Consider the following 23772-nt stretch of genomic DNA (forward strand, 5'->3'; position numbering starts at 1 on the left):
CCGGATGCTCCCACGACCCAGCCATCACAGCCAGGCCCGCAGGGCAACTTCTCTATCTTACCCACCCTGTCTCGCTTGTCAAATCGGCGCGCCGTGCGGATCAGAGATCCGCAGCGCAGCTGATGACAGCCGCAGAAGAGGTGGATTCCCTATCCTAGACGCAAGCGTCTGATCTCTCAAGTGAGAGTGGATCGGGAGTGGTTCTCCGCTTGAGGGGGGTGAAGCTCTTGGCTCCTCCGCTTCCCTGTGGGGCGAACAAGTAATAAGTTACGTGGGTTCCGGGGTTCTGGCAAATCGGGGCATACAGCCCGGGCGTGTCGACTCAGCACCTCAGACGCTTTACGCCGGATCAGCCGCGGTTTCCGGCGCAGCATCCGCTCGAGAGTACGATCTGGGCATGCGCCCGCCCACCGATGACCCGGCCATCAGTCCGGGGGCTGCGCTGCTCGATCGGGTCAGGCTCCTGCTCGATCTCCCTCCCGCCGAGGGAGCGCCCGACGCTCACGCGGCGGTCCCGCTCCCCTCTCGACTGGCGACCGACGAACTCGCCTGGGCGAGTGTCGCTTCGGCCATGCTCTCCGCCGGCCGCTCCCCCGCGGCCATCGACCCCCACCGCGCGGCCACCGCATATCGGAGCGACCGCGTGCTCGCGATCGACGGTGTCGCTCCCCCGGTGTGGTCGCCCCACTCGGGGTTCTGGCGGACTGCGGACGGATGGATCAGGACCCACGGGAACTACCCGCATCACGCAACCGCTCTCTGTGCCGCTCTCGGAGTGCACGATGACGCCGACGCGGATGCGGTTCGGGCTGCGCTCCACGAACGGGCGACGGCGGAGGCCGTCGCAGCGGTCACGCGCGCCGGAGGGCTCGCCGTAGCCGTGACCGCCGAGGATCCGGCGATTGATCGAGCGCTTCGTGATGCGCCGCTTCTCGACGTCCGACACATCACCGGCCCCACACCTCGATACCGGCGGCCCGAACGCGCAATGCCGACGCACGACGATCGTCTCCCGCTCGCCGGTATGCGCGTGCTCGACCTCACCCGCGTGATCGCCGGTCCCGTGTGCACCCGCACGCTCGCTCTCCTCGGCGCGGACGTTCTGCGCATCGATCCGCCGCACCTCCCGGAGCCCGAGTGGCAGCACCTCGACACCGGTCACGGCAAGCGATCGGCTCGGCTGGATGCGCGCACGCCGCAGATGCACGAGTTGCTCGCAGCTGCCGACGCCGTCGTGCTCGGCTACCGCCCCGCGGCGCTGGACCGGCTGGGGCTCAACCCCTCCGTACTCGCCGAACGCTATCCGGGCCTGGTCGTCGCACAACTCAGCGCCTGGGGTACCGAGCATCCCGATCGCGCCGGCTTCGACAGCCTCGTGCAGGCAGCATCCGGTATCGCGCTCGTCGAGTCACCGGACGGCGACCGCCCCGGGACGCTTCCCGCCCAGGCGCTCGACCACAGTGCCGGATACCTGCTCGCCGCTGCGGTGACCACGCAGCTTCTGCGCCGCGCACGCGAAGGCGGTTCCTGGTACACCGGCACCTCGCTCCGCCGCATCGCCGCCGAGCTGCTCGGGATGCCGCGCCGCCGGGAGCCGGAAGACGACGTCGAGTTCGATGTCGGCCCGCACCTCGCGCGCTTCGAGGTCGACGGCAGATCCCTCGTCACCGCGCGACCGGCGATGACCGGACTCGAGTTCGGCGCCCCGCACCCCTGGGGGTCGGATCAGCCGATCTGGTGACGACGCCCGCGAACCGCCAGCACGATGCAGAGCACGAACGTGATCGCACCCCACACGGCACACGCCGGAGGCAGGACCCGATAGGCCAGATGCTGCACGGTGAACTCGCCGTCGATGGGGCCGAACGCGATGATCCCCCAGACGAGCGCGGCGACCAGGATCACCGGAAGCGAGACCCACCACGCGATGCGCAGCCCCTGCGGCAGCGACTGCGTGACATCCGCTCGCGCGTCCCGCCGACGCAGCCACAGCAGCGCCCAGACGCCGATGATCAGCAGGCCGATCACACTCGACCCGTGCTGGAGCCACTTGAATCCGGGCAGCGGACCCCACATCGCATCGAGACCGGGGAGCAGCTGCACGCCGGCGCGATCCTCGTGCGTGAAGAGATCCCAGACGATGTGCGAGGCCACGCCGATCAGGAAAGACACCGCGAGGAACACCGGGTACCCGCGCTTCTCGCCCACACCGACGGCTCGTCCTGCGGCTTCCGCACCGCCCTCACTCCAGTCCTCCGGCAACCGGCGCGCCAGCCACAGCGGCGCGAGTTCCGGCACCGCCGGTCGCAGGATCACGCGCCAGAGGAGGAAGAGGACGAAGGCGAGCAGTGCCGTCCACAGGATGTTGCCGAAGGTGTGGGTGAACGAGTAATTCAGCCCGACACCGCGCACGAACAGCGGCAGATCCGGGGTCATGGCGCCGATCGCGATCGCCGCGGGCACCAACGGCGTACGGATGAACGGCAGCGCGACGAGCGCGTGACTGGGAGTGAAGGGCATGCGGCTCTGCTATCCGAAGAGCGAAGGCTCAGCCGAGGAAGACGCCGGCGAGAGTCTTCTTGCCGCGGCGGAGCACGGACACTCCTCCGGGAAGAGTTCCCTGGACCGTGGCGGCATCGTCGTCGACACGACTGCCGTCGAGCGTGACGCCGCCCTGCGTGATCGCACGCCGCGCCTCGGAGAGACTGGCGACCAGGCCGGTCGCGACCAGAGCCTCGACCACCGCAGTGCCGGACGCGACGGTCGCATTCGGAAGCTCTTCCAGCGCGGTGCGAAGCGTCGCCGCGTCGAGCGCGGTCAGATCACCCTGCCCGAACAGCGCCTCGGATGCCGCGATCACCGCGGCTGTCGCATCGGCCCCGTGGACGGTCGCCACCACCTCGAGCGCGAGACGCTTCTGCGCCGCGCGACGGAACGGCTCCGTCGCCACGAGTTCGGCGTATTCCTCGATCTCCGCTCGGCTCAGGAACGTGAAGACCTTGAGGCGCTCGATCACGTCGGCGTCCGCCGTGCTCAGCCAGAACTGGTACATCCGGTAGGGGCTGCACATCTCGGCGTCGAGCCAGACGGCATTGCCCTCGCTCTTGCCGAACTTCGTGCCGTCGCTGTTGGTGATCAGCGGAGTGCCGATCGCATGCACCGACGCTCCCTCGGCGCGGCGGATCAGGTCCGTCCCGCTGGTGAGGTTGCCCCACTGGTCGGACCCGCCCGTCTGCAGCACGCAGTCGTACTGGCGGTACAGCTCGAGGAAGTCCATCCCCTGCAGGATCTGGTAGCTGAACTCGGTGTAGCTGATGCCCTCGTCGGAGTTCAGACGCGCGGCGACCGCATCCTTCTTGAGCATCGTGCCGACACGGTAGTGCTTGCCGATCTCGCGGAGGAAGTCGATCGCGCTCAGCGGCGCCGTCCAGTCGAGGTTGTTCACGATACGGGCCGCGTTGTCGCCCTCGAAGCTCAGGTAGCGCTCGACCTGCGTGCGCAGACGTCCCACCCACTCCTCGACGGTCTCCCGCGTGTTGAGGGTGCGCTCCGCTGTCGGACGCGGGTCGCCGATCAGACCGGTGGAACCACCGACCAGGCCGAGAGGCTTGTGCCCGGCGAGCTGGATGCGACGCAGCGTCAGGAGCTGCACGAGGTTGCCCAGGTGCAGGCTCGGCGCGGTCGGATCGAACCCGCAGTAATACGTGATGGGGTCTCCCGCGAGCAGGGCACGCAGCGCCTCCTGGTCGGTGGACACCTGGACCAGGCCACGCCACACGAGTTCGTCCCACACGTTCTCGAACGTGGGGTCGATCGCCTGGGGTGCGGTCGTCAGAGCGGGAGTTGACACGCGTTCCAGGCTATCAGCGCAGAGCAGCACCGAATCGCCTCAGACCGGCTCGTCGAGGCGCTCGATCTCCTCAGCGGACAAGGAGATCGACGCGGCATCCAGCGCCACATCCAGCTGATCGAGCTTGCTGCCGCCGAGGATGGGACGGATGCCGCGCGCGAGCTGCCACGCCAGCACGACCTGCCCTCGGCCGAGACCCCGCGCCGCCGCGATCTCGTCCAGCACCGCGAGCCGACGTGCAGTCCCGGGGTGGTCGTACACCTCGGGCACGGCCTTCGCCGGATTGTCGTAAGCGCCGGACAGCAGCGGGGTGTACGCCCAGATCTCGATCCCGTTCGCCCGGGCGAAGTCGCGTTGCTCATCGCTCAGCACACCGAAGGGGTGAGCGACGCCGGGCGGAAGCGTCCCCGGACGCGTGCGCAGGTACGTGCTGTTCAACTGGAACGCGTCGATGGGCACGCTTCCGATGGACCTCGCGTGCGCACGGGCGCGCTCGATGCGCCAGGCCGGGTGGTTGGAGGCGCCGACCCGGCTCACCGTGGCGTCGGCGGTGAGCTCCGCGAGAGCGTCCACCGTGTCCTCGATCGTGACCGCCCGATCCTCCTGGTGCAGCCAGAGCAGGTCGATCCTGTCGACGCCCAGGCGTTCGAGACTCCCCTCGACCGCAGCGCGGATCGCGCGCGGAGAGAGTCCGGTCCGGCGCTCGGGCCAGGATCCGGGCCAGAGGGGTTCGGCGCCGACCTTGGTGGAGATACGGACCTGCGCGCGTGCACCCGGTCGCGCTGCCAGCCAGCGACCGAGCACCGCCTCGGAGGCCCCTCCGTGCCCCGTCTCACTGGCCCAGAAGCTGTAGCAGTCGGCGGTGTCGATCCAGATGCCGCCGCGTTCGACGAAGCGGTCGAGCAGGGCGAAAGAGGTCTCCTCATCGACGAGCGTTCCGAAGGACATCGCTCCGAGAACGAGCGGGGATACAGGGGTGTTCAGGTTGGTCATGACTTCACTGTGCAACCTGGAGCGCGCTCCAGGTCAAGCCCTATGCTCTGCTCATGACGACGTACACTCCGGCGGAGACCGCGGCCCGGTCCGGCTTCAGCATCGACACCCTCCGGTACTACGAGCGCGAGGGCATCCTGCCCGCGGTGTCGCGCACGGCCGGCGGACATCGCGCGTACACCGATGCCGAACTCGGACTCCTGGAGTTCCTCAAGTGCCTCCGCGAGACCGGCATGCCGGTGGAACGCCTGCGCCGCTACGGTCGACTCTGCCAGCGCGAGGACACGATCCCGGAGCGGATCGCGCTTCTCGAGGAGCACGCGATGACCGTCGAGAAACAGCTCGCCGAGGTTCTCGCGCAGCAACGGCGTCTGGCAGAGAAGCTGGACTGGTACCGATCGTTGGACTGACCCGCCGTCAGCTGTGCGCCGCCCACCAGACGAGGAATGCTGCGCCGAGGGCGATGACCCAGCTGACGAGGCTCCCCACGAGGAAGTACTCGGCCCTGGCGCCGGTCTCGCCGTCGCGCGAGATCTCCGGGAAGCGGACGATGCCCTTCGCCGCCAGCATCGCCGCGAGGATCGGGTACGCCGCGGCGAGGGTGAGGATCAGGACGAGGATGCGCTCGAGCGGGCCGATCAGTCGCCCGCCCTGGAAACCGGTTCGGGGGTCGGGGGCGGTCGCCACCGCAGACGGCTGATCGTCGGTCGGTCCGGCGACCGTCGGATGCGGTTCCGTGGCGCGGGATGCGGCTTCGGGGACGGATGCGTCGTCAGAGCCGGAATCGGGCTCCGCGATCTGCTCCGCCGGACGCCAGGTGTGCTCGCCGTCGAGAGCCGCACGCACCACGAGGTTCGCGGACTCCAAGAGGAACGCCGTCACTCCGAGCACCAGGATCGCCAGATCGAACGTGACCTCACCGAACGGCGAACGCAGCTGCCACACCGCGCCGATGAGGCCGGCATGCGCCCGCCCACCCGTCCAGATCACAGCTCCCACGACGACGACGGCGAGGACGACGGCCGGCCAGAATCCCGCGCGCGACGGTCGATCGTCGGGCATGCACCAGATCCAGAGCGCGCCGGCCACGAGCGCGGCGATCATCGGCAGCAGAGCGTCGCTGACGCTGCCGAGCAGCAGCAGCACGACAGCAGCGGCCAGATATCCGATCCAGCGACGGGGAACGAACTGCCGCACGAGGTCTGCGGCTCCGATGGCGAGCAGGACGAACCCGGCGAGGATCATGCCGACTCCTCCCTGAGCGCAGCGAGTCCTTCGATGAGCGCGGCGGATCCGGCGCGTCGCAGCGACTTCGAGATGCTCGGCTGGGAGATGCCCTCCTGCTCCGCGAGCTCCTGCTGCGATCGGCCGACCAGGCGCCCGTAGGTGAGTCGGCGCTCGCGCGCACTCATCGCTCCCACCAGCTCGTCACGTGCGAGCAGATAGGCGTTGGAGACCGCGATCGTCGAAGCCATGACCTCATCCTGCCCCGGCGCTCCGACAATCCAGGTGCGCGTCCGCGGTACGGCGCGCTGCTCACGGGAGTGCACGGTCTCGATCGCCGCTCGCGCGGCGTACCAGCCGGGCCCGTCGGCCAGTTCGCCGTGCACGGAGGCGACGGCGCGCACCTCCCCCACGCCGATGCCGAATCGGAAGGCGATCCCATCGGGCAGCCGCAGCTGGATCAGGAAGAGCGAGGTCAGCGCATCGCGGAGCTCCCGGTAGACGCCCTGCTGCTCGTCTCCCACCGTGGGGGTCAACGGCTGAACGGCCAGGGGAAGGTCGGTCTCGGCCTGCGCGATGGTCTCGTCCAGCACGCGCTGCGCCGCTCCACGATCCCCGAGCTCCCGGGATCCCACGATGTCTGCGATCACGGCTATGACCATGCGATAACCTTATCACGAATATTCGTTGATATATGCGTTATTAGGTTATGGATTGGAAATATGCCTCATAGAAGCATGATTGCATGGTCCGAAGGAACCTGGACCCATGCCCCTGCCGCCGTGGAGGACGCCGAGCACCTCGACGTCACCGCCGTCGAAGGCAGCGACGCCTGGCGGCACACCGCATATGGATTCGTGCACGACACCGAGCACGCTCTGCTTGCCCCGCTCGCTGTGGGCGAGGCGATGGAGGTGTCGTTCCGTGCACCGTGGGACGGCCAGTTCGACCAGGCGGGGGTCTTCGTGCGTATCGACGACGAGCACTGGGTGAAGACCGGCCTCGAGTACGCCGACGATCATCTCGGGCTCGGTGCCGTCGTCACCGCCGGAGGATCCGACTGGTCGGTCGGATTCGTCGACGAGTGGCACGACCGCGAGATCACGGTGCGCGTGAGCCGGTGGGCGGATGCCGTGATCGTCCGGGCGCGCGCCGACGATGAACCGTGGCGGCTGGTGCGCGTCGCTCCGTTCGACGGCCAGGCTGCGGCATCCGCCGGGCCGTTCCTCGCCGCGCCGACCCGCGCCGGACTCACCGTGCGGTTCACCCGATGGGAACGGTCGGCTGCCGACGCCGAGCTGCACTGAACTCGGAAGGCCGCCGTCCGCGACTGACCGGCGCGACGATCCGCCGAGGCACCGACGTTCTGCGGACAAATCACCGGCTTGACCTCGGCGGATCGTCAGGTCCTCGGAGGATCGTCACCACACCCCACTCCGTCATGTCTGCACAGCCGGACTACGAAACAGATTGCCCACACTTACCGGAAGGCGAGTGAGCTTCGGAATGTCGCGTCCCCCATCGTGGACGGATGCTCTCAGTGACAGACACCATCAGACACCTCGGCGGCATCGCACAGGGAAAGAGGCTGCAGGCTCTCGGATTCTCTCGGCAGACGCTTGCGTCGTCGGTCGGACGCGGCGAGATCGAGCGAGTGCGCGACGGTGTCTTCGCGATCGGTCCGCTGAGCGCACAGGTCCGCTCGGCCATCGAGCACGGCGGTGCTCTGACCTGCGTGAGTGTGCTGCGGACGTACGGGATCTGGGTGCTTCCCACCGAAGACGCCCCGCACGTCTGGCTCGGGCCAGACCGGCATGCACTACGGCATCCGCACTGCACGTGCGTCTCGCACTACTACCGAGGGACGCCACCGCTGGGCTCGGCACCCGTCGAGACGGCGTTGCTGCATCTGCGACGCTGCGCCGGTGACGAGGCCTTCTTCGCGGCCTATGAGTCGGCGTGGCGGCTGGGAGCCCTCACCTCTGCCGGCCGGTCACGAATCAGAGCAGCGCTCCCTCGCACCGCGCGATGGCTGATCGATCTGGCGCGATCCGACGCGGACAGCGGCCTGGAATCCCTGCTTCGCCTGCGACTTCATCTGCTCGGTCTTCGTCTGGACTGCCAGATCACGATCGACGGTGTCGGGAGAGTCGACTTCGTCGTCGCGGGGAGGCTGATCCTCGAAGCTGACGGCGAAGAGAATCACGGCTCGTCCTCACACCGTCACCGTGACCGAGCGCGGGACGCCATGGCTTCCCGACTCGGATACGAGACGCTCCGCTTCGACTACGCGCAGATCGTCCATGATTGGCCGAGCGTGAAGGCCGCCATCGGCGGTGCGCTTCGGCGTCTGCCCCGGCCCAGGTAGTCGTCGACGAGGAAGGAACCGCCTCCGGTGGACGACGATCCGCGGAGGAAGAGACGATCTACCGAGGAATTCGATGAATTACTCGGTGGATCGTCCGTCCCTCGGTGGATCGTCGCGACCGACTACAAGCCGAGGGCGTGGGCGGCGGCCTGAGCGCGGGCGACGAGTTCCGCTCGCTGCTCGGCGACCCGCACCGGGGCGGTCCCGCCGACACCGGTCCGCGATGCGACCGACCCCTCGATCGTGAGGACCTCGCGCACGTCCGGCACCAGATGCGGCGACACCGACAGCAACAGCTCGTCGGACGCGTCTTCCAGCCCGATCCCCTGCTCCTCGCACGCGCGCACGAGGGCGCCCGAGATCTCATGGGCATCACGGAACGGCACCCGCCGCTTCACGAGCCACTCCGCGACATCGGTCGCGAGGGAGAAGCCCTGCGGTGCCAGCGCCGCCATCCGCTCGGTGTCGAAACGCAGCGTCGCGACCATGCCGGCGAAGGCGGGGAGCACGACCTCGAGGGTCTGAACCGAGTCGAAGACGGGCTCCTTGTCCTCCTGCAGATCGCGGTTGTACGCGAGCGGGAGTCCCTTGAGCGTGGCCAGGAGCCCGGAGAGGTTGCCGATGAGACGGCCGGACTTGCCACGGGCGAGTTCGGCGATGTCGGGGTTCTTCTTCTGCGGCATGATGCTCGAACCCGTCGAGTACCCGTCGTCGAGCGTGACGAACCCGAACTCGCGGGTGTTCCAGAGGATGATCTCCTCGGACAGGCGCGAGACGTCGACACCGGTCATGGCCGTGATGAAGGCGAACTCCGCCACGACATCGCGCGCGGCTGTTCCGTCGAGCGAGTTCTCGGCCGGGCGGTCCAGGCCCAGCTCCGTCGCGACGAGCGCGGGGTCGAGACCGAGCGTCGAGCCGGCCAGCGCTCCCCCGCCGTAGGGCGAGACACCGGCACGACGACGCCAGTCCACGAGGCGCTCGAGCTCGCGCACCAGCGGCCAGCCGTGCGCCTGCAGGTGGTGGGCGAGGAGCACGGGCTGCGCATGCTGCAGGTGCGTGCGCCCGGGGAGGATGGCGTCGGGGTGCGCCTCGGCCTGAGCGACCAGCGCGTCGATCACCCGCAGGATGTCGCGGGCGATCACCCGCGCGTGGTCGATCAGGTACATGCGCACCAGCGTCGCGATCTGGTCGTTGCGGCTGCGACCGGCACGCAGGCGACCACCCAGTTCCGGACCGAGCTCGGCGATCAGCGCCTGCTCGAGCGCGCCGTGCACGTCCTCATCGGTCGGTACAGGGCGCAGGGTGCCGTCGGCGACCTTGCGGGCCACGGCATCCAGCCCCTCGTGCATGCGTCGCGCCTCGTCGGGTTCGAGGTACCCGGCCGCCTCGAGCGCGGTGGCGTGCGCGTGGGAGCCGGCGATGTCATACGGCGCGAGGATCCAGTCGAAGTGCGTCGAACGGCTGAGCTCCACCAGCTCGGGCGACGGCCCGGTGGCGAAGCGCGCGCCCCAGAGCGCGCCCTCGTTGGTGCCTTCGTGCGTCGATTCGCTCATCACGCGTCCTTCTTGCCGAGCAGCCAGACCAGGAGCGCCTTCTGCGCGTGCAGCCGATTCTCGGCCTCGTCCCAGACCACGCTCTGCGGGCCGTCGATCACGCTGGAGTCGACCTCGTAGCCGCGGTCGGCGGGGAGGCAGTGGATGAAGATCGCCTCGGGGTCGGCGAGGGTCATCGTCTCGGGAGTGACCTTGTAGCCGCCGAGGTCGCGGATGCGCGCGAGCTTCTCCTCCTCCTTACCCATCGAGACCCAGGTGTCGGTGACCACGACGTCGGCACCGGCCGCGGCCTCGACCGGATCGGTGTACAGCGTGATCGAACCGCCCGTCTCGGCGGCACGGCGGTCGGCGGCCTCGATGACATCCGCGCGGGGCGCGTAGTCCTCCGGAGAGGCGATCCGCACGTGCATGCCCGCCGTGACGCCGGCGAGCGCGTAGGAGTGCGCCATGTTGCTCTCTCCGTCACCGAGGAACGTGAGCGTGAGCCCCTTCAGCTCGCCCTTGTGCTCGCGGATCGTCAGCAGATCGGCGAGCAGCTGGCACGGGTGGAAGTCGTCCGAGAGTGCGTTGATCACGGGGACGCGCGTGCCTGCCGCCATCTCCTCGAGCCCGGACTGCGCGTAGGTGCGCCACACGATGGCCGCGACCTGGCGCTCGAGCACCCGCGCGGTGTCGGAGGGCGTCTCCTTGCCGCCGAGCTGGCTGCTCGCGGTCGAGATGATGAGGGGGGAACCGCCGAGGTCGGCGATGCCCACCGCGAACGAGACGCGGGTGCGCGTGGAGGACTTGTCGAAGATCACCGCGACCGTCTGCGGACCCGCCAGGCTCTTGTCGGCCCACCGATCCTTCTTCAGCTCGATGGCGAGATCGAGGATCTCGGCCTGCTCGGCGGGCGTCAGGTCGTCGTCACGCAGCAGGTGGCGGGTCATGCGGATACCTTTCCGGCAACAGAGGCCTGGACGTCGGCGAGAGCGGCGGTGAACAGCTCGCGGAACTCGGCGAGCTCGGCGTCGCCGATCGTGAGAGCCGGTGCGATGCGTACGGTCTCGGGGTTGGCGGCGTTGACGATGAGCCCGCGCTCCTGCGCTGCGGCGACGACGGCACCGGCCACCGGCTCGGTCAGCGCGACACCGACCAGGAGGCCACGGCCGCGGACTCCGTCGATCAACGGGGAGTCGATGCCGAGCAGAATCTCGCGCAGCTCCGCACCGCGGCGCGCCGCGTTCTCCACCAGACCCGCGCTCTCGATCTCGGTGAGCACCGCGTCGGCGACCGCGGTCGCGAGCGGGTTGCCCCCGAAGGTGGAGCCGTGCGACCCCGGGGTGAAGAGCGAGCTGGCAGCCCCGTAGGTGACCAGAGCGCCGATCGGGAAGCCGCCGCCGATGCCCTTCGCGAGCGTGATGGCGTCGGGGGTGATGCCCTCATGGCTGAAACCGAACCACGCGCCGGTACGACCGGCGCCGGTCTGGATCTCGTCCAGGATGAGCAGCGCACCGTGCGCGAGCGTCAGCGAGCGGGCGGCGGCGAGGTAGCCCGCCGGCAGCTCGACGACACCGGCCTCACCCTGGATCGGCTCCACGATGATCGCGGCGACACGGTCGTCCATCGCCGCCTCCAAAGCCTCGATCGTGGCGGGGATGTGCTCGACACCCGCGGGCATCGGCTCGAACGGCGCGCGCATCGACACCTTCGCGGTCAGCGCGAGCGACCCCATGGTGCGGCCGTGGAAGCCGTTCTCGAGCGCGAGGATGCGCGGACGCTCGGTGCCGCCATGCAGACGCGCGAGCTTGAACGCGGCCTCGTTGGCCTCGGCGCCCGAGTTCGAGAAGAACACCCGACCGTCGAGGCCGGCACCGGCCAGGCGCTTGAGGCGAGCAGCGAGGGCGAGCTGCGGCGGCGTCGCGAAGTAGTTCGACACGTGCGCGAGCGTGGCCGCCTGCCTCGAGACGGCTTCGACGAAGACCGGGTGCGCGTGCCCGAGGGAGGTCACCGCGACGCCGGCGAGGAAGTCGAGGTGGCGTCGGCCGTCGGCGTCCCAGACGTGCGAGCCCTCACCGCGGACCAGCATCGCGAGCCGGTCCCCTGCGTTGAGCACGAGATCGCGTGCCGCGTCGTCCTGCCAGACGGTCATGCCGTCACCTCATTCTTTCCCAGGACCACTTCGGTCCCGATTCCCTTGCTGGTGAAAAGTTCGACGAGCACCGAATGCGGCACCCGCCCGTCGATGATCGCCGCCGCATCGACGCCGCCCTCGACCGCGTCCAGGCAGGCGCGCATCTTCGGGATCATCCCCGACTCGAGCTTCGGCAGCATCTCGATGAGGGCTTCCGAGGTCAGGTGCGAGACGAGCGAGTCACGGTTGGGCCAGTCGGCGTAGAGGCCGGGCACATCCGTGAGGATCACGAGCTTGCGCGCGTTCAGCGACACCGCGAGAGCGGCGGCCGCGGCATCCGCGTTGACGTTGAGCGACTGACCCGGGTGGTCGAGGTCGGGGGCGATGCTCGACACGACCGGGATGCGGCCGGCCGCGAGGTGATCGAGCACGGGCGTCGGATCGACCTCCACGACGTCGCCGACGCGGCCGAGGTCGACCTCTTCGCCGTCGATCACGACGCCGCGGCGGCGGCCGCCGAAGAGCCCGGCATCCTCCCCGCTGAGTCCGGTCGCGATCGGACCGTGCGAGTTGATCTTGGTCACGAGCTGCGGGTTGACCTGACCGGTGAGCACCATCCGCACGACGCTGATCGCCTCGGTGTTGGTGACGCGGTAGCCGCCCTTGAACTCGCTGGGGATCTCGAGCCTCTGCAGCATGTTCGAGATCTGCGGACCGCCGCCGTGCACGACGACCGGCAGCACTCCGACGTAGCGGAGATAGGCGATGTCCTGAGCGAAGGCGTCCTGCAGCTCCTCCGACACCATCGCGTTGCCGCCGTATTTGATCACGACGATCTGGTCACGGAACTTCTTCAGCCACGGCAGCGACTCGATCAGCGTGGTGGCCTTCTGCGCGGCGACCTCGGCAGGAGTGTCCTGGATGTCGGTCATGAGGCGTACGCGCTGTTCTCGTGCACGTAGTCGTGGGTGAGGTCGTTGGTGAGCACGATGGCGGTCTGATCCCCGACCTTGAGGTCGATCACGAGGTGCGTGGCGCGCGGCGTCAGGTCGACCTCCTCGCGCGGACGGTCGGGGCCACCCTCGGTGCAGACGCGCACGCCGTTCATCCAGACGTCGACGTCGTAGGGGTCGAACTGCGCGTTCGTGGTCCCGATCGCGGCGAGCACACGGCCCCAGTTCGGGTCGTTTCCGAAGATCGCGGCCTTGAAGAGGTTGTTGCGCGCGACCGACCGGCCGACCTCGACGGCGTCCTGCTCGGACACCGCATGCTGCACCTCGATGGTGATGTCGTGGCTCGCGCCCTCGGCATCGCCCTGCAGCTTCACCGCGAGCTCCTGCGACAGCTCGGTCAATGCCGCGGCGAAGTCGTCGAGGTCGGGGACGATCTCGGATGCGCCGTTGGCGAGCAGCGTGACCTGGTCGTTCGTCGACATGCAGCCGTCGGAGTCGAGCCGGTCGAAGGTCTGCCCCGTCGCGCGGCGCAGCACCTCGTCGGCCTGCAGCGGCTCGAGGACGGCGTCGGTCGTGATCACCACGAGCATGGTGGCGAGGCCGGGAGCGAGCATGCCCGCCCCCTTCGCCATGCCGCCGATCGTCCAGCCGTCGCGGCTGATCACGGCGGTCTTCGCCACGGTGTCGGTGGTCATGATCGCCTGCGCCGCGGCGTCGCCGCCGTCGGTGCTGAGTGCGGCGATCGCCTGCTCCGTGCCCGCGAGCACCCGCTGCCGGAACGTCTCGTCTCCGGTGCCGATGAGTCCGGTGGAGCAGATCAGCACGTCACCGGCGCTCACTCCGAGGAGCTCGGCGGCCTTCTCGGCGGTCTGGTGCGTGGTCTGGAACCCGAAGGCGCCGGTGAAGCAGTTCGCCCCGCCGGAGTTCAGCACCACGGCCTCGACGATGCGGTCGGCGACGGCCTGCTGCGACCAGATGATCGGGTTGGCCTTGGCGCGGTTGCTGGTGAAGACGGCGGCACCGACCTTACGCGGCCCCCGGTTCACGACGACGGCGACATCGGGCTTGCCGGTGGACTTCAGGCCGGCGGCGACTCCAGCCGCCTCGAATCCTGCGGGGGCGGTGACGCTCACGGCGCGACTCCGTTCACTGAGAGGGCGCGGTTCTCGGGGAGACCCAGCGCGATGTTCATGGATTGGATGGCAGCGCCGGCGGTGCCCTTGACGAGGTTGTCGACGGCGGTGACCACCGTGACGCGGTTGGCGGCACGATCGATCGCGAGGCCGATGAGCGCGGTGTTGGCGCCGAGCACGTCGGCCGTGCGCGGGAATCGTCCCTCCGGCAGCAGCTGCACGAACGTCTCGTCGCCGTACGCGCTCTGCCAGGCGTCGCGGATCTGCGCGTCGGTCGTGCCCTCGACGATCGGCGCGGTCGAGGTGGCGAGGATCCCCCGCGACATCGGCACGAGCACCGGGGTGAAGGAGATGCGGATGCCCGCGGCATCCGCCCCGGACGCCGCGGCGAGCGCCTGACGGATCTCGGGGATGTGCCGGTGGGTACCGCCGACCGCATAGGGGTTCGCGGTGCCGAGGATCTCGCTGCCGAGCAGATTCGTCTTCAGGCTCTTGCCGGCTCCGGACGGCCCGACCGCCAGCACCGAGACGATGTCGGAGGGGTCGATCACTCCGGCCGCGACGCCCGGGGCGAGGCTGAGGCTCACCGTGGAGGCGTTGCAGCCCGGGGCGGCGATGCGCGTCGCCCCGCGGAGGTGCTCACGCTGCTTCACGCCGTCGACCAGGAGCTCGGGGACGCCGTACGTCCACGGCTCGTGGAACGCACCGCCGTAGAACGCATCCCAGGCCGATGCCGAGGTGAGGCGGTGGTCGGCGCCCGCGTCGATCACGAGCGGCGCGTCACCCAGCGCATCGGTGTACTGCCCCGACTGCCCGTGGGGAAGCGCGAGGAACACGATGTCGTGACCCGCGAGGATCTCCGGCGTCGTGTCCTGCAGGGTCAGGTGCGCGAGTGAACGCAGATGCGGCTGATGGTCGACGAGAAGCTGTCCGGCGTTCGAATGCGCCGTGACGGTGCGGATCTCCATGTCGGGATGGTCGGCCAGGAGGCGTAGGATCTCGCCGCCTGCGTAGCCGGATGCGCCGGAGACGGCGACGGAATACGTCATGCTTCTACCTTAACGGTCGGGTCCTTCCTCGAAAGGAGGACCGGGGGCGGGGCCGGAGGCGGCGACACCGGCTCTCGACCGCCGCGCGGGCGCGGGCAGGAGGGCGGGGTCGCCTACAGTCGGCGGCCGCGGCGTCGGCGCACAGCGATGACGCTCGGAGCGAGCGTCGAAGAAGCGGTGGCGGCCGAAGGCATGTCGCGACAGTAGCGCGGCCTCGGCAGCCACCGCAAATCCGGCTCGTCATCGAGGGAGCGACGACTCCAGCGGTGCGGCGAAGAAGGCGAGCTCGTGCGCGCTCGACGACACGAAGGCCCGCCGCATCCTCGCCCTGGTGCCGGCATCCGCCGCCGCGGCAGCTGCGGTCACGTACTCGATCGCCGTCCGGGTCGCCCGCTCGAATGCGGGGTCGGCGTACGTCGCGAGCCACGAGGCGTACGGATGTTGCGGATCCGTCGCGTATTCGCCGAGCTCTCCCGCGTGCAGACGCCGGCCGAGGTCCGTGTAGAGCCAGAAGCACGGGAGTACTGCGGCGACGATCTCGCCGTAGTCACCGCCGAATGCGACGGACCGCAGGTGATCGAGGTACGCCGTGGTCACCGCGGAAGGGTCCGCCGCGAATGTCGCCGCGCTCACCCCCTGTGACGGGGTCAGCCACGACGCGTGCAGTTCGAGTTCGCCGACGATCGAGCCGTGGGCGGACTCCGCCCAGAATGCCTGCTCCGCCGATGTCGGCGCGAGGCGGGCGGCTTCGGCCAGCACCCGGGCGTAGTCGCGCAGATACAGCGCGTCCTGCGCGAGGTAGGACAGGAACGGCGTGCGCTCGAGAGAGCCGTCGGCGAGCGCGCGGATGAACGGCAGCTCGTCGATCCCTGCACGGATGCCGGCGACCTCCTGCCACCAGTCCGCGGCGATGTCGGTCGCCTCCGGTCGCGTCGCTGTGCGCCCCCGATCCCAGAGACCGGCGAAATGACTGATCGGACCGTGCCCACGCCCCACGCGCAACCCATCCCCTGCCCGGAGGGACTCACGGAGCCAGGCGCGTGCCTGGCGCACCGCCTCCTCGGGCTCACTCCCCCGGCCCAACAGCGTGGCCAGCGCCGAGGAGAGCGAGCAGCCCGTGCCGTGCGTGCTCGCCGTCACGATGCGCGGTCCGGTGAACTCCTGGCGAAGGCCGCGACGCGCGTCGACCAGCGCGTCCGGAGCCTCGTCGCCCGTGAGGTGACCGCCCTTGACGAGCACGGCGGCACCGATCTCAGCCGACAACTCCTCCGCGGCGACGATGCCGTCGGCCCAGTCGACGATGTCCCGGTCGGTCAGCACCGCGAGCTCGGCGAGGTTCGGGGTGACCAGCGTCGCCCGGCCCAGCAGACCGCGCAGCTCGGCCTCGGCATCCGGAGAGAGGAGCCTGTCCCCCGAGGTCGCGACCATGACCGGGTCGAGCACGACGACGGGCGGACGCACCCGGTCGAGCCACTCGCCCACTGCGCGGATCACCTCCGTCTCGGCGAGCATCCCGATCTTCACGGCGTCGATCACGATGTCGTCCGATACCGCATCGAGCTGAGCTCGGAGAAAGTCCCCGGGCGGCACGTGCACCGCCCGGACACCTCGCGTGTTCTGCGCGGTCAGCGCGGTCAGGACGGCCATGCCGTATCCGCCGTTCGCGGCGATGGACTTGAGGTCGGCTTGGACGCCCGCCCCGCCCGAAGGGTCGCTCCCGGCGATGCTGAGTACCCGCGGCACGGTGCCGGCGCGCCACCGTCGCCGGAACTCCTCGGCGGTCGCTGCCGGATCCTCCGCCGCGCACAGCGCCGAGACCACGGCGAGGCCGGCGGCACCGGCATCGCGGAGGGCTTCGGTGTCCTCGATGCCGACACCGCCGATCGCCACGCACGGGAGCGGACTGCGCGCCACGAAGTCGCGGAACCCTCCCACGCCGAGGGGCTCGGGATGATCCGGCTTCGTCGAGGTCGGGCGGATGACGCCGACGCCCAGGTAGTCGACGGTTCCCGCGGGCAGGGCGCGGACGGCATCGAGGTGCTCGGGGGTGTTCGCGGTGAGGCCGATCAGCGCATCCGGTCCGAGAGCCTTACGCGCGCGCAGCACCGACGCATCCCCTTGTCCCAGGTGCACGCCGTCGATGCGCGCACCACGGGCGCGGGCGGCGATCGCGGCATCCAGCCGGTCGTTCACGACGAGCAGTGCGCGGCCGTCGATGGCCTGCGACAGCGCGACGAGCTGGTCGACCGTCTCGGCGTCGGATGCGCTCTTGTCTCGAAGCTGCACGATGCGGACGCCCCCGTCCACAGCGCGGCGGACGGTCTCGACCACACCGCGGTCCCCGCAGAGCTCCGCATCTGTGACGAGGTAGAGGGAGAGATCGGCGTTCACAGCGCACCCGCCTCCACACGGGCGTCCGCGATCACGTCGGCGGGCCCCAGCGAGGCGAGTGCGTCCAGCAGTGCCACGGCGAAGCTGCCGGGACCGTTCGAGACCGCAGCCGCGCGCTCCGCAGCGATCGTGTAGACGAGGCTCGCGGAGGCGACGGCCGTGAGCGCGTCGTGTCCGGTGTTCCGCGCAGCACCGAGGAATGCGGCCATCACGGCCCCGAGAGCACAGCCCCCGCCGGTGACCCGGGTCAGCAGCTCGTGGCCGTTCGCGAGGAACAGCACCCGCTCCCCATCGGTGAGGAGATCGACCGGACCGGACACCGCGATCACGGCGCCCGTGTTTCGCGCGAGCGCAGCGGCCGCATCGGCGGCGGCATCCGTGCTGTCCGTCGCATCGACTCCGCGCCCACCCGCACTGAGGCCGGCGAGCGCGAGGATCTCGGAGGCATTGCCGCGGATCGCCGTCGGTCGAAGTTCGGCCAGCCGGTGCGCCAGGGCGGTACGGATCGGGAGGGCCCCGATGGCGACCGGGTCGAGCACCCAGGGAGTGCCGGATGCCGCGGCTCCGGCCACGGCCTCGAGACTCGCCGCGCGTTGCTCCGGGGTCGGCGTGCCCAGGTTGATCAGCACACCGGAGGCGACGCCGGCGAACATCTCGGCTTCCCCGACGATGTCGACCATGGCCGGGGCGGCACCCAGGGCGAGCAGCACGTTGGCGGTGAACCCGGTGACGACGGTGTTGGTAATGCAGTGCGTCAGCGGGGGCGTCCCGCGCAGCACCCCCCACAGCGCCGCGGCGGCACCGGGCAGATCGGTGGTGGAATCAGGACGCAGAAAATCGCTCATCGCGACATCCCTTCGCTAGTACGAACTAGATCAGGTTCGACGGGTCTGTTCTCAGCCGCGGATGCGGCACCCCGTGTCACTGCTCAGAGTCTAGCGATCGGCTAGAAGCGTCTATCGATCGGCCAGGAGGGCCCGCTCCTCCGCTCGGGTGAGTCCAGCACGACGGTCGCGGTCGACCCCGCGCTCTCGCTCATCGGCGACGACGGACCGGATGGTGTCGTTCAGCGGCCGCAGCCGTCCACCCGCATCGCGGTAGGCGGTATTCGACCGGGTCATGAAGCCCGTCATCTCCGGCGGGAGCCACAGCGGCAGGGATCTCGGCCCCGCCCAGTACCCGACCTCGTGTGCGACGAGCCACTCCTCCTCGGCGACCACGGTCTCGCCGGTGTGCCCCGCGGCCGACCGGACAGCCTGCAACACGTCGCCGAGGGGATGCTCGTCCCCGATCGCGTTCACCGGCCCGCTCACGGTGGCGGTGGCGATGAAGTCGGCGAGATCGTCCACATCGATCACCTGTGCGCTCCGCCCGTCGAGCGGCGGCAGCAGCACCGGCTCCGCACCCGCCCGCGCGAACGCCGCTGCCCAGTAGCCGAATCGATCACTGGGATCGCCGTCGCCGACGATGAGCCCCGGCCGCACGATGAGCGCGCGATCGCCCAGGACGCCCACGTCGTCCTCGGCCGCCGCCTTCTGCGGTCCGTACTCGTACTCGTCGCCGGGGCGAGCGGGCGGATGCCGCGGTGCCGACTCGTCGGCACCGATCGTCTCGTCGTCGGAGTACACCGACATGGATGACACGTAGGTCCACCGTTCGGCACGCTCGCCGAGAGCCTCGACGGCGGCCTCGACGTGTGATGCCTGCGACGAGATGTCAACCACGTGGTCCCACTCCCGGCCCGCGAGCCGGTCGTACACCTCGGGATCGTCGCGGTCTCCGCGCACGAGCACGGCACCGTCCGGCGCGGGGCGCCCACCGCGAGCGAGACAGGTCACCGTCGCCCCCGCATCCAGCCACCGGTGGGCGATGCGCCCGGAGAGCCAGCCCGTTCCACCGAGGATCAGCACGTGCGTCATGGACCCATGTCACCAGGATCGCGGCACCCGCGGAAGCCCTTCCGCTCAGAGCAGATCAGGGCGATCATCCTTGGAGGGGCAGATCGAGGTCGAAAGCGAGCATCACAGCGGTCGCGAGCTGCACCTCCTGCTTCTCGGAGAGGTACCCGATCGTGCGTCCCAGGGCAGAGACGGGGATCGTGATCAGGTTGTCGATCGACACCGCGCACTCGTGGTCGAGACCATTGGTCGGCCCGACCGGAACTTCGCTGCTCAAACCTTTCATCGTGGAGGTGATCGGCGCCACCGTCACCTTCGTCATCGCCGGGCGGGCGGCATCTCTCGTGAGGATCACCACTGGGCGGGTCTTGTCGAGCCGCGCCAGACAGATCTCGCGCACCGTCAGCGCTCGATCACGATGTGACCGACGGTCCAGTCCACGAGCGAATCGAGATCGTCGCCCGCACCCTGCGTATTCAGTATCTCTGCGTCGTGCTCGGCTGCCCTCCGACGGAGTTCGCGGGCGATCGCGACGGAGACCAGAGCCGTCCGGCTGGGAGCGGCACCGGCGGAGACCAGAGCATCGAGCTCTGCGACCATCTCGTCGGAAAGCCTGAGGGCGATCTGCGTGCTCATGCGGCCACTCTACTCCGAGTGCATCCCGTTTTGGTATGCACCCGGAGGAGGATCAGTCGCGCAGCGCGGCTCCGAAGCGCTCGGCTGCGACCTCGACACCTGCGAGCTTCGCTGCGGTGGCCTCAGCTGCCGTGAGTGTGCGGTCGCCGGAGCGGAAGCGCAGCGCGAACGTCAGACTCTTCGAGCCCTCCGGCACGCCTTCGCCGCGATAGTCGTCCACCAAGCGCACCGATTCGAGCAGCGCGCCCGCGCCCTCGGCGAGTGCGGCCTGCACGTCGGCGGCCGGCACCTCCGCCGGCAGCGTCAGCGAGACGTCCTGCGTGGCAGCGGGGAACGTCGAGAGCGATGCCGCGACGACCCGGCCACCCGCGAGCGTCAGGAGGCGGTCGAGGTCGAGTTCGAGCACGGTCGCGCGCCCGGGGAGATCGGCTCCCTCGGCCACGGCCGGGTGCAGCTCGCCGACGTAGCCGACCTCTTCGCCGGCGACACGCAGCGACCCGGTACGACCCGGGTGCAGGGCGGCGCGCTCCGCCTGCACGACATCGATCTCGACACCGGCGGCGGCCGCGATCACCCGCACGGCGTCCAGCGCCTCGACGAGTCCTGCCGCCTCGGCCGGACGGCCGGGCTGGCGCGGTGCGACATGACCCGTCAGCAGCGCCGAGATGAACCGGAGCTGCGGCGGGATCGAGGCGTTCAGTGCCGCGAGCGTCTCGTCGGAGGGGCGCTCCCCCAACGGCGGCACCTCGTCCGTGCCGTATTCGACGCCCGGCTCGGGAAGGAACACGGCGCCCGTCTCGAAGATCGCGAGGTCGGTGAGTCCGCGCGAGATGTTGCGGTGCGCGGTCTGCAGCAGTCCGGGGATGAGCGAGCGGCGCAGGAACGGCGCCTGCCCGTCGAGCGGGTTCGCCAGGCGGATGCTCGGCAGGTGCTTTCCCGAGGCGGAGCCGTGGAGGTCGTTCTGCGCCTCTGTGGTGAACGGGAACGACGGCGTCTCGACCAGTCCGGCGGCGGCAAGGGCGTCGGCCACGCGGCGACGGCCCTGCTGGTGAGCGGTGAGCCCACGGCCGGACGGCGGCGTCGGCAGCACCGAGGGGATGCGGTCGAGACCGTGGATGCGGGCGACCTCTTCGGCCAGCGTCCACTTGTCGGTGAGGTCGGGGCGCCAGGTCGGCGGGATGACGGTCCAGCCGGAGCCGTCTTCCGCCGCGGTGACGTCCGCGCCGATCGTGGTCAGCGCACCGGTGATCTCGTCGTCGGTGTAGTCGACGCCGATGAGTCCCTGCACGAAGCCGGCGGGCAGCTCGATGTCTGCGACGAAGACCTCGGCGAACAGCGCACCGCCCTCTTCCGTGAGCGTGCCTCCGGCGAGCTCGACCATCAAGTCGGCAGCCCGGCGCGCGGCGACGAACGGGATGAGCGGGTCGACGCCGCGCTCGAAGCGCTTGGATGCCTCGCTCGGGAGCTTGTGCCGACGCGCCGTGCGGGCGATCGTGATCGGGTCGAAGTTCGCGGCCTCGATGAGCACGTTGCGAGTGGTGTCGCTCATCTCCGTGGTGCCGCCGCCCATGACGCCGGCCAGGCCGATCGGGCCGGACCCGTCGGTGATGAGGAGGTCTTCGACGTGCAGCGAGCGCTCCACCCCGTCGAGGGTGGTCATCTTCTCGCCCGGGGTGGCGCGGCGGACAGTGATTCCCCCCGTCAGCTTGTCGAGGTCGTAACCGTGCAGCGGCTGACCCAGCTCGAGCATCACGTAGTTGGTGATGTCGATCAGGACGCCCAGCGAGCGCATGCCCGCGAGGCTGAGCCGCGCGATCATCCAGGGCGGAGTCGGGCGCGAGGGATCGACATCCCGCACGACGCGGGTCACGAACTCGCTCGCGCCGACGCGTCCCCGCACGGGGGCGACGTCGTCGACCACGGTCGTGTGTCCGGTTCCCGGCTGGAGCTCAGCGAAGTCGCGCTCGGCGGGGTCACGGAACTCCGCCCCCGTGGCGTGTGCGTACTCACGGGCGACACCGCGCAGGGAGAACGCGTAGCCGCGGTCGGGAGTGACGTTGATCTCCACTGCGACGTCGTCGAGGCCGAGCAGCGCGATCGCGTCGGTGCCGACCGGCGCATCGATGCCGAGGTCGGAGAGCACGATGATGCCGTTGTGCTCGTCACCCAGGCCCAGTTCGCGCGCGGAGGCGATCATGCCGTCGGAGACATGACCGTAGGTCTTGCGCGCAGCGATCGGGAACGGCCCCGGGAGCACCGCGCCCGGCAGCGTCACGACGACCTTGTCGCCGGCGACGAAGTTGTGCGCGCCGCAGACGATCCCGCGGATGCCGCCGTTCGCCTCGCCCACATCGACCTGGCACCAGTTGATGGTCTTGCCGTTGGACTGCGACTCGGCCTCGATCGAGACGACCTGCCCGACGACGACGGGACCTGCGATCTCGAAGCGGTGCACCTCCTCCTCTTCGAAGCCGACCGTCACCAGCGCCGCGAGGACATCCTCGGGCGTGGCATCCGCTGCCAGATCGACGTACTCACGCAACCACGAAAGCGGGACGCGCATCACACCACCATCCCGAACTGCTCGCTGAATCGGACATCGCCCTCGGCCATGTCGCGCATGTCCTGCACATCGCTGCGGAACATCAGGCCCCGCTCGATGCCCATGCCGAACGCGAAGCCGCTGTACACCTCGGGGTCGATCCCGGCCGCGCGCAGCACGTTCGGGTTGACCATGCCGCAGCCGCCCCACTCGATCCAGCGCGCGCCACCCTTGAAGGTCGGGTGCCACAGGTCGAGCTCGGCGGAGGGCTCGGTGAACGGGAAGTAGTTGGTGCGGAAGCGCGTCTCGGCCTCGGGACCGAAGAGCTGCTTCGCGAAGTGGTCGAGCGTGCCCTTGAGGTGCGCCATCGTGATGCCCTTGTCGATGACGAGTCCCTCGAACTGGGTGAACACCGGCAGGTGCGTGGCGTCGAATTCATCGGTGCGGTATACGCGCCCCGGGCACAGCACGTAGATCGGCACCTCGCGGTCGAGCATCGAGCGCACCTGCACCGGGCTCGTGTGCGTGCGCATCACCAGGTGACGCGAGGTCGGGTCGACGTAGAAGGTGTCCTGCTCCTGACGTGCCGGGTGGTCGACGTCGAAGTTCAGGGCGTCGAAGTTGAACCACTCGTGCTCGAGCTCCGGTCCCTCCGCGATCTCCCATCCCATGCCGACGAAGATGTCGCAGACCTGGTCCTGGAGGAGCGTGAGCGGGTGCCGGGCGCCGACCCGCGTGCGCGAGGGCACAGCGGTGATGTCGACACGCTCGGCCTCGAGACGCGCAGCCACCTCAGCGGCGGCCAGCTCTGCCTCCTTGGCCGCGAGCGCCTGCGTCACCTGCCCGCGTCCCTGGCCCACGAGCTTGCCGAATGCGGCCTTGTTCTCGGGGGCGACCTGGCGCATCGAGGCGTTCAGGACCGCGAGCGGCGAACCCTCCGCGACGTGTGCGGCACGAGCCGCCTTCAGCTCGGCGGTGTCTGCGGCTGTGGCGATCGCCGCGAGGGCGTCGGCGACAGCGGCTTCGACCGCTTCCGGGGTGATTTCAGGAGACTCTGACACGAGAATCG

General features: G+C 69.6%; 22 protein-coding genes and 1 riboswitch. Of the genes, 4 read left to right on the forward strand and 18 right to left on the reverse strand.

Annotated elements, in window-relative coordinates; translation table 11 throughout:
* The first annotated feature begins 397 nt into the window (after positions 1 to 397).
* On the forward strand, positions 398 to 1741 hold the full coding sequence (locus tag DW298_RS06600) for a CoA transferase (protein WP_136041666.1): 1344 nt from the start codon (positions 398 to 400) through the stop codon (positions 1739 to 1741).
* Here DW298_RS06600 and DW298_RS06605 read toward each other — a convergent pair.
* From DW298_RS06605 to DW298_RS06615, 3 genes are read right to left on the reverse strand one after another with little or no spacing between them, the layout of a single operon-like run.
* Positions 1726 to 2520, reverse strand: coding sequence for a DUF4184 family protein (locus tag DW298_RS06605; protein ID WP_136041667.1), 795 nt, complete (start codon positions 2518 to 2520; stop codon positions 1726 to 1728). The genes DW298_RS06600 and DW298_RS06605 overlap by 16 nt on opposite strands.
* Before the next feature lie 28 nt (positions 2521 to 2548).
* Entirely contained in the window at positions 2549 to 3850 is a 1302-nt protein-coding gene (gene tyrS / locus DW298_RS06610; protein WP_136041668.1) for a tyrosine--tRNA ligase, read from the reverse strand.
* 39 nt (positions 3851 to 3889) lie between these two features.
* Positions 3890 to 4843 (reverse strand): aldo/keto reductase, encoded by a 954-nt coding sequence (locus DW298_RS06615; RefSeq protein ID WP_136041669.1) that lies wholly within the window; start codon positions 4841 to 4843, stop codon positions 3890 to 3892.
* Between the two features lie 53 nt (positions 4844 to 4896).
* On the opposite strand from DW298_RS06615, the gene DW298_RS06620 reads away from it, so the two are divergent.
* Positions 4897 to 5253 (forward strand): MerR family transcriptional regulator, encoded by a 357-nt coding sequence (locus DW298_RS06620; RefSeq protein ID WP_136041670.1) that lies wholly within the window; start codon positions 4897 to 4899, stop codon positions 5251 to 5253.
* A 7-nt stretch (positions 5254 to 5260) separates the two neighbouring features.
* On the opposite strand, the gene DW298_RS06625 is transcribed toward DW298_RS06620, so the two are convergent.
* Positions 5261 to 6088 (reverse strand): hypothetical protein, encoded by an 828-nt coding sequence (locus DW298_RS06625; protein ID WP_136041671.1) that lies wholly within the window; start codon positions 6086 to 6088, stop codon positions 5261 to 5263.
* Positions 6085 to 6729 carry a SatD family protein gene (locus DW298_RS06630; protein WP_136041672.1) on the reverse strand — a complete coding sequence of 215 codons (645 nt, stop codon included), beginning with the start codon at positions 6727 to 6729 and terminating at the stop codon, positions 6085 to 6087. The genes DW298_RS06625 and DW298_RS06630 overlap by 4 nt, the downstream gene beginning before the upstream one ends.
* Before the next feature lie 75 nt (positions 6730 to 6804).
* Here DW298_RS06630 and DW298_RS06635 point away from each other — a divergent pair, with 75 nt between their 5' ends.
* Together DW298_RS06635 and DW298_RS06640 are read left to right on the forward strand one after the other, a co-directional pair.
* Positions 6805 to 7374, forward strand: coding sequence for a DUF1349 domain-containing protein (locus DW298_RS06635; RefSeq protein ID WP_240745039.1), 570 nt, complete (start codon positions 6805 to 6807; stop codon positions 7372 to 7374).
* 224 nt (positions 7375 to 7598) lie between these two features.
* On the forward strand, positions 7599 to 8435 hold the full coding sequence (locus DW298_RS06640) for a DUF559 domain-containing protein (protein ID WP_136041674.1): 837 nt from the start codon (positions 7599 to 7601) through the stop codon (positions 8433 to 8435).
* Positions 8436 to 8557: 122 nt separating this feature from the next.
* Here the strand turns inward: DW298_RS06640 and argH are convergent, their stop codons facing one another.
* The 13 genes from argH to pheS all read right to left on the reverse strand — a co-directional run bounded on the left by argH (position 8558) and on the right by pheS (position 23764).
* Entirely contained in the window at positions 8558 to 9988 is a 1431-nt protein-coding gene (argH, locus tag DW298_RS06645; RefSeq protein ID WP_136041675.1) for an argininosuccinate lyase, read from the reverse strand.
* Positions 9988 to 10917 carry an ornithine carbamoyltransferase gene (argF, locus tag DW298_RS06650; RefSeq protein ID WP_136041676.1) on the reverse strand — a complete coding sequence of 310 codons (930 nt, stop codon included), beginning with the start codon at positions 10915 to 10917 and terminating at the stop codon, positions 9988 to 9990. Before argF ends, argH begins: the two co-directional genes overlap by 1 nt.
* Complete coding sequence (locus DW298_RS06655; protein ID WP_136041677.1) at positions 10914 to 12119, reverse strand: acetylornithine transaminase; 1206 nt, start codon at positions 12117 to 12119, stop codon at positions 10914 to 10916. Before DW298_RS06655 ends, argF begins: the two co-directional genes overlap by 4 nt.
* Complete coding sequence (gene argB / locus DW298_RS06660) at positions 12116 to 13033, reverse strand: acetylglutamate kinase (protein ID WP_091030447.1); 918 nt, start codon at positions 13031 to 13033, stop codon at positions 12116 to 12118. The genes DW298_RS06655 and argB overlap by 4 nt, the downstream gene beginning before the upstream one ends.
* Positions 13030 to 14187, reverse strand: coding sequence for a bifunctional glutamate N-acetyltransferase/amino-acid acetyltransferase ArgJ (gene argJ, locus DW298_RS06665; protein ID WP_136041678.1), 1158 nt, complete (start codon positions 14185 to 14187; stop codon positions 13030 to 13032). The genes argB and argJ overlap by 4 nt, the downstream gene beginning before the upstream one ends.
* Complete coding sequence (gene argC, locus DW298_RS06670) at positions 14184 to 15236, reverse strand: N-acetyl-gamma-glutamyl-phosphate reductase (RefSeq protein ID WP_136041679.1); 1053 nt, start codon at positions 15234 to 15236, stop codon at positions 14184 to 14186. The genes argJ and argC overlap by 4 nt, the downstream gene beginning before the upstream one ends.
* A gap of 240 nt (positions 15237 to 15476) precedes the next feature.
* Positions 15477 to 17627, reverse strand: a complete 2151-nt coding sequence (locus DW298_RS06675; protein ID WP_136041680.1) for a bifunctional hydroxymethylpyrimidine kinase/phosphomethylpyrimidine kinase — start codon at positions 17625 to 17627, stop codon at positions 15477 to 15479.
* A complete protein-coding gene (gene thiM, locus DW298_RS06680) occupies positions 17624 to 18472 on the reverse strand; it encodes a hydroxyethylthiazole kinase (protein ID WP_136041681.1) in 849 nt (282 codons plus the stop codon). Before thiM ends, DW298_RS06675 begins: the two co-directional genes overlap by 4 nt.
* Positions 18463 to 18556: riboswitch (TPP riboswitch) on the reverse strand. (Overlaps the previous gene by 10 nt.)
* A gap of 27 nt (positions 18557 to 18583) precedes the next feature.
* Positions 18584 to 19546, reverse strand: coding sequence for an NAD-dependent epimerase/dehydratase family protein (locus tag DW298_RS06685; protein ID WP_136041682.1), 963 nt, complete (start codon positions 19544 to 19546; stop codon positions 18584 to 18586).
* Between the two features lie 64 nt (positions 19547 to 19610).
* Positions 19611 to 19925, reverse strand: a complete 315-nt coding sequence (locus tag DW298_RS06690; RefSeq protein WP_136041683.1) for a type II toxin-antitoxin system PemK/MazF family toxin — start codon at positions 19923 to 19925, stop codon at positions 19611 to 19613.
* A 2-nt stretch (positions 19926 to 19927) separates the two neighbouring features.
* A complete protein-coding gene (locus tag DW298_RS06695) occupies positions 19928 to 20161 on the reverse strand; it encodes a hypothetical protein (protein ID WP_136041684.1) in 234 nt (77 codons plus the stop codon).
* Between the two features lie 52 nt (positions 20162 to 20213).
* Positions 20214 to 22724 (reverse strand): phenylalanine--tRNA ligase subunit beta, encoded by a 2511-nt coding sequence (pheT, locus tag DW298_RS06700; RefSeq protein WP_136041685.1) that lies wholly within the window; start codon positions 22722 to 22724, stop codon positions 20214 to 20216.
* Positions 22724 to 23764 (reverse strand): phenylalanine--tRNA ligase subunit alpha, encoded by a 1041-nt coding sequence (gene pheS, locus DW298_RS06705; protein WP_136041686.1) that lies wholly within the window; start codon positions 23762 to 23764, stop codon positions 22724 to 22726. Before pheS ends, pheT begins: the two co-directional genes overlap by 1 nt.
* Between the last annotated feature and the right edge of the window lie 8 nt (positions 23765 to 23772).

This window comes from Microbacterium sp. A20 (genome assembly GCF_004794515.1).
Taxonomy (GTDB): Bacteria; Actinomycetota; Actinomycetes; order Actinomycetales; family Microbacteriaceae; genus Microbacterium.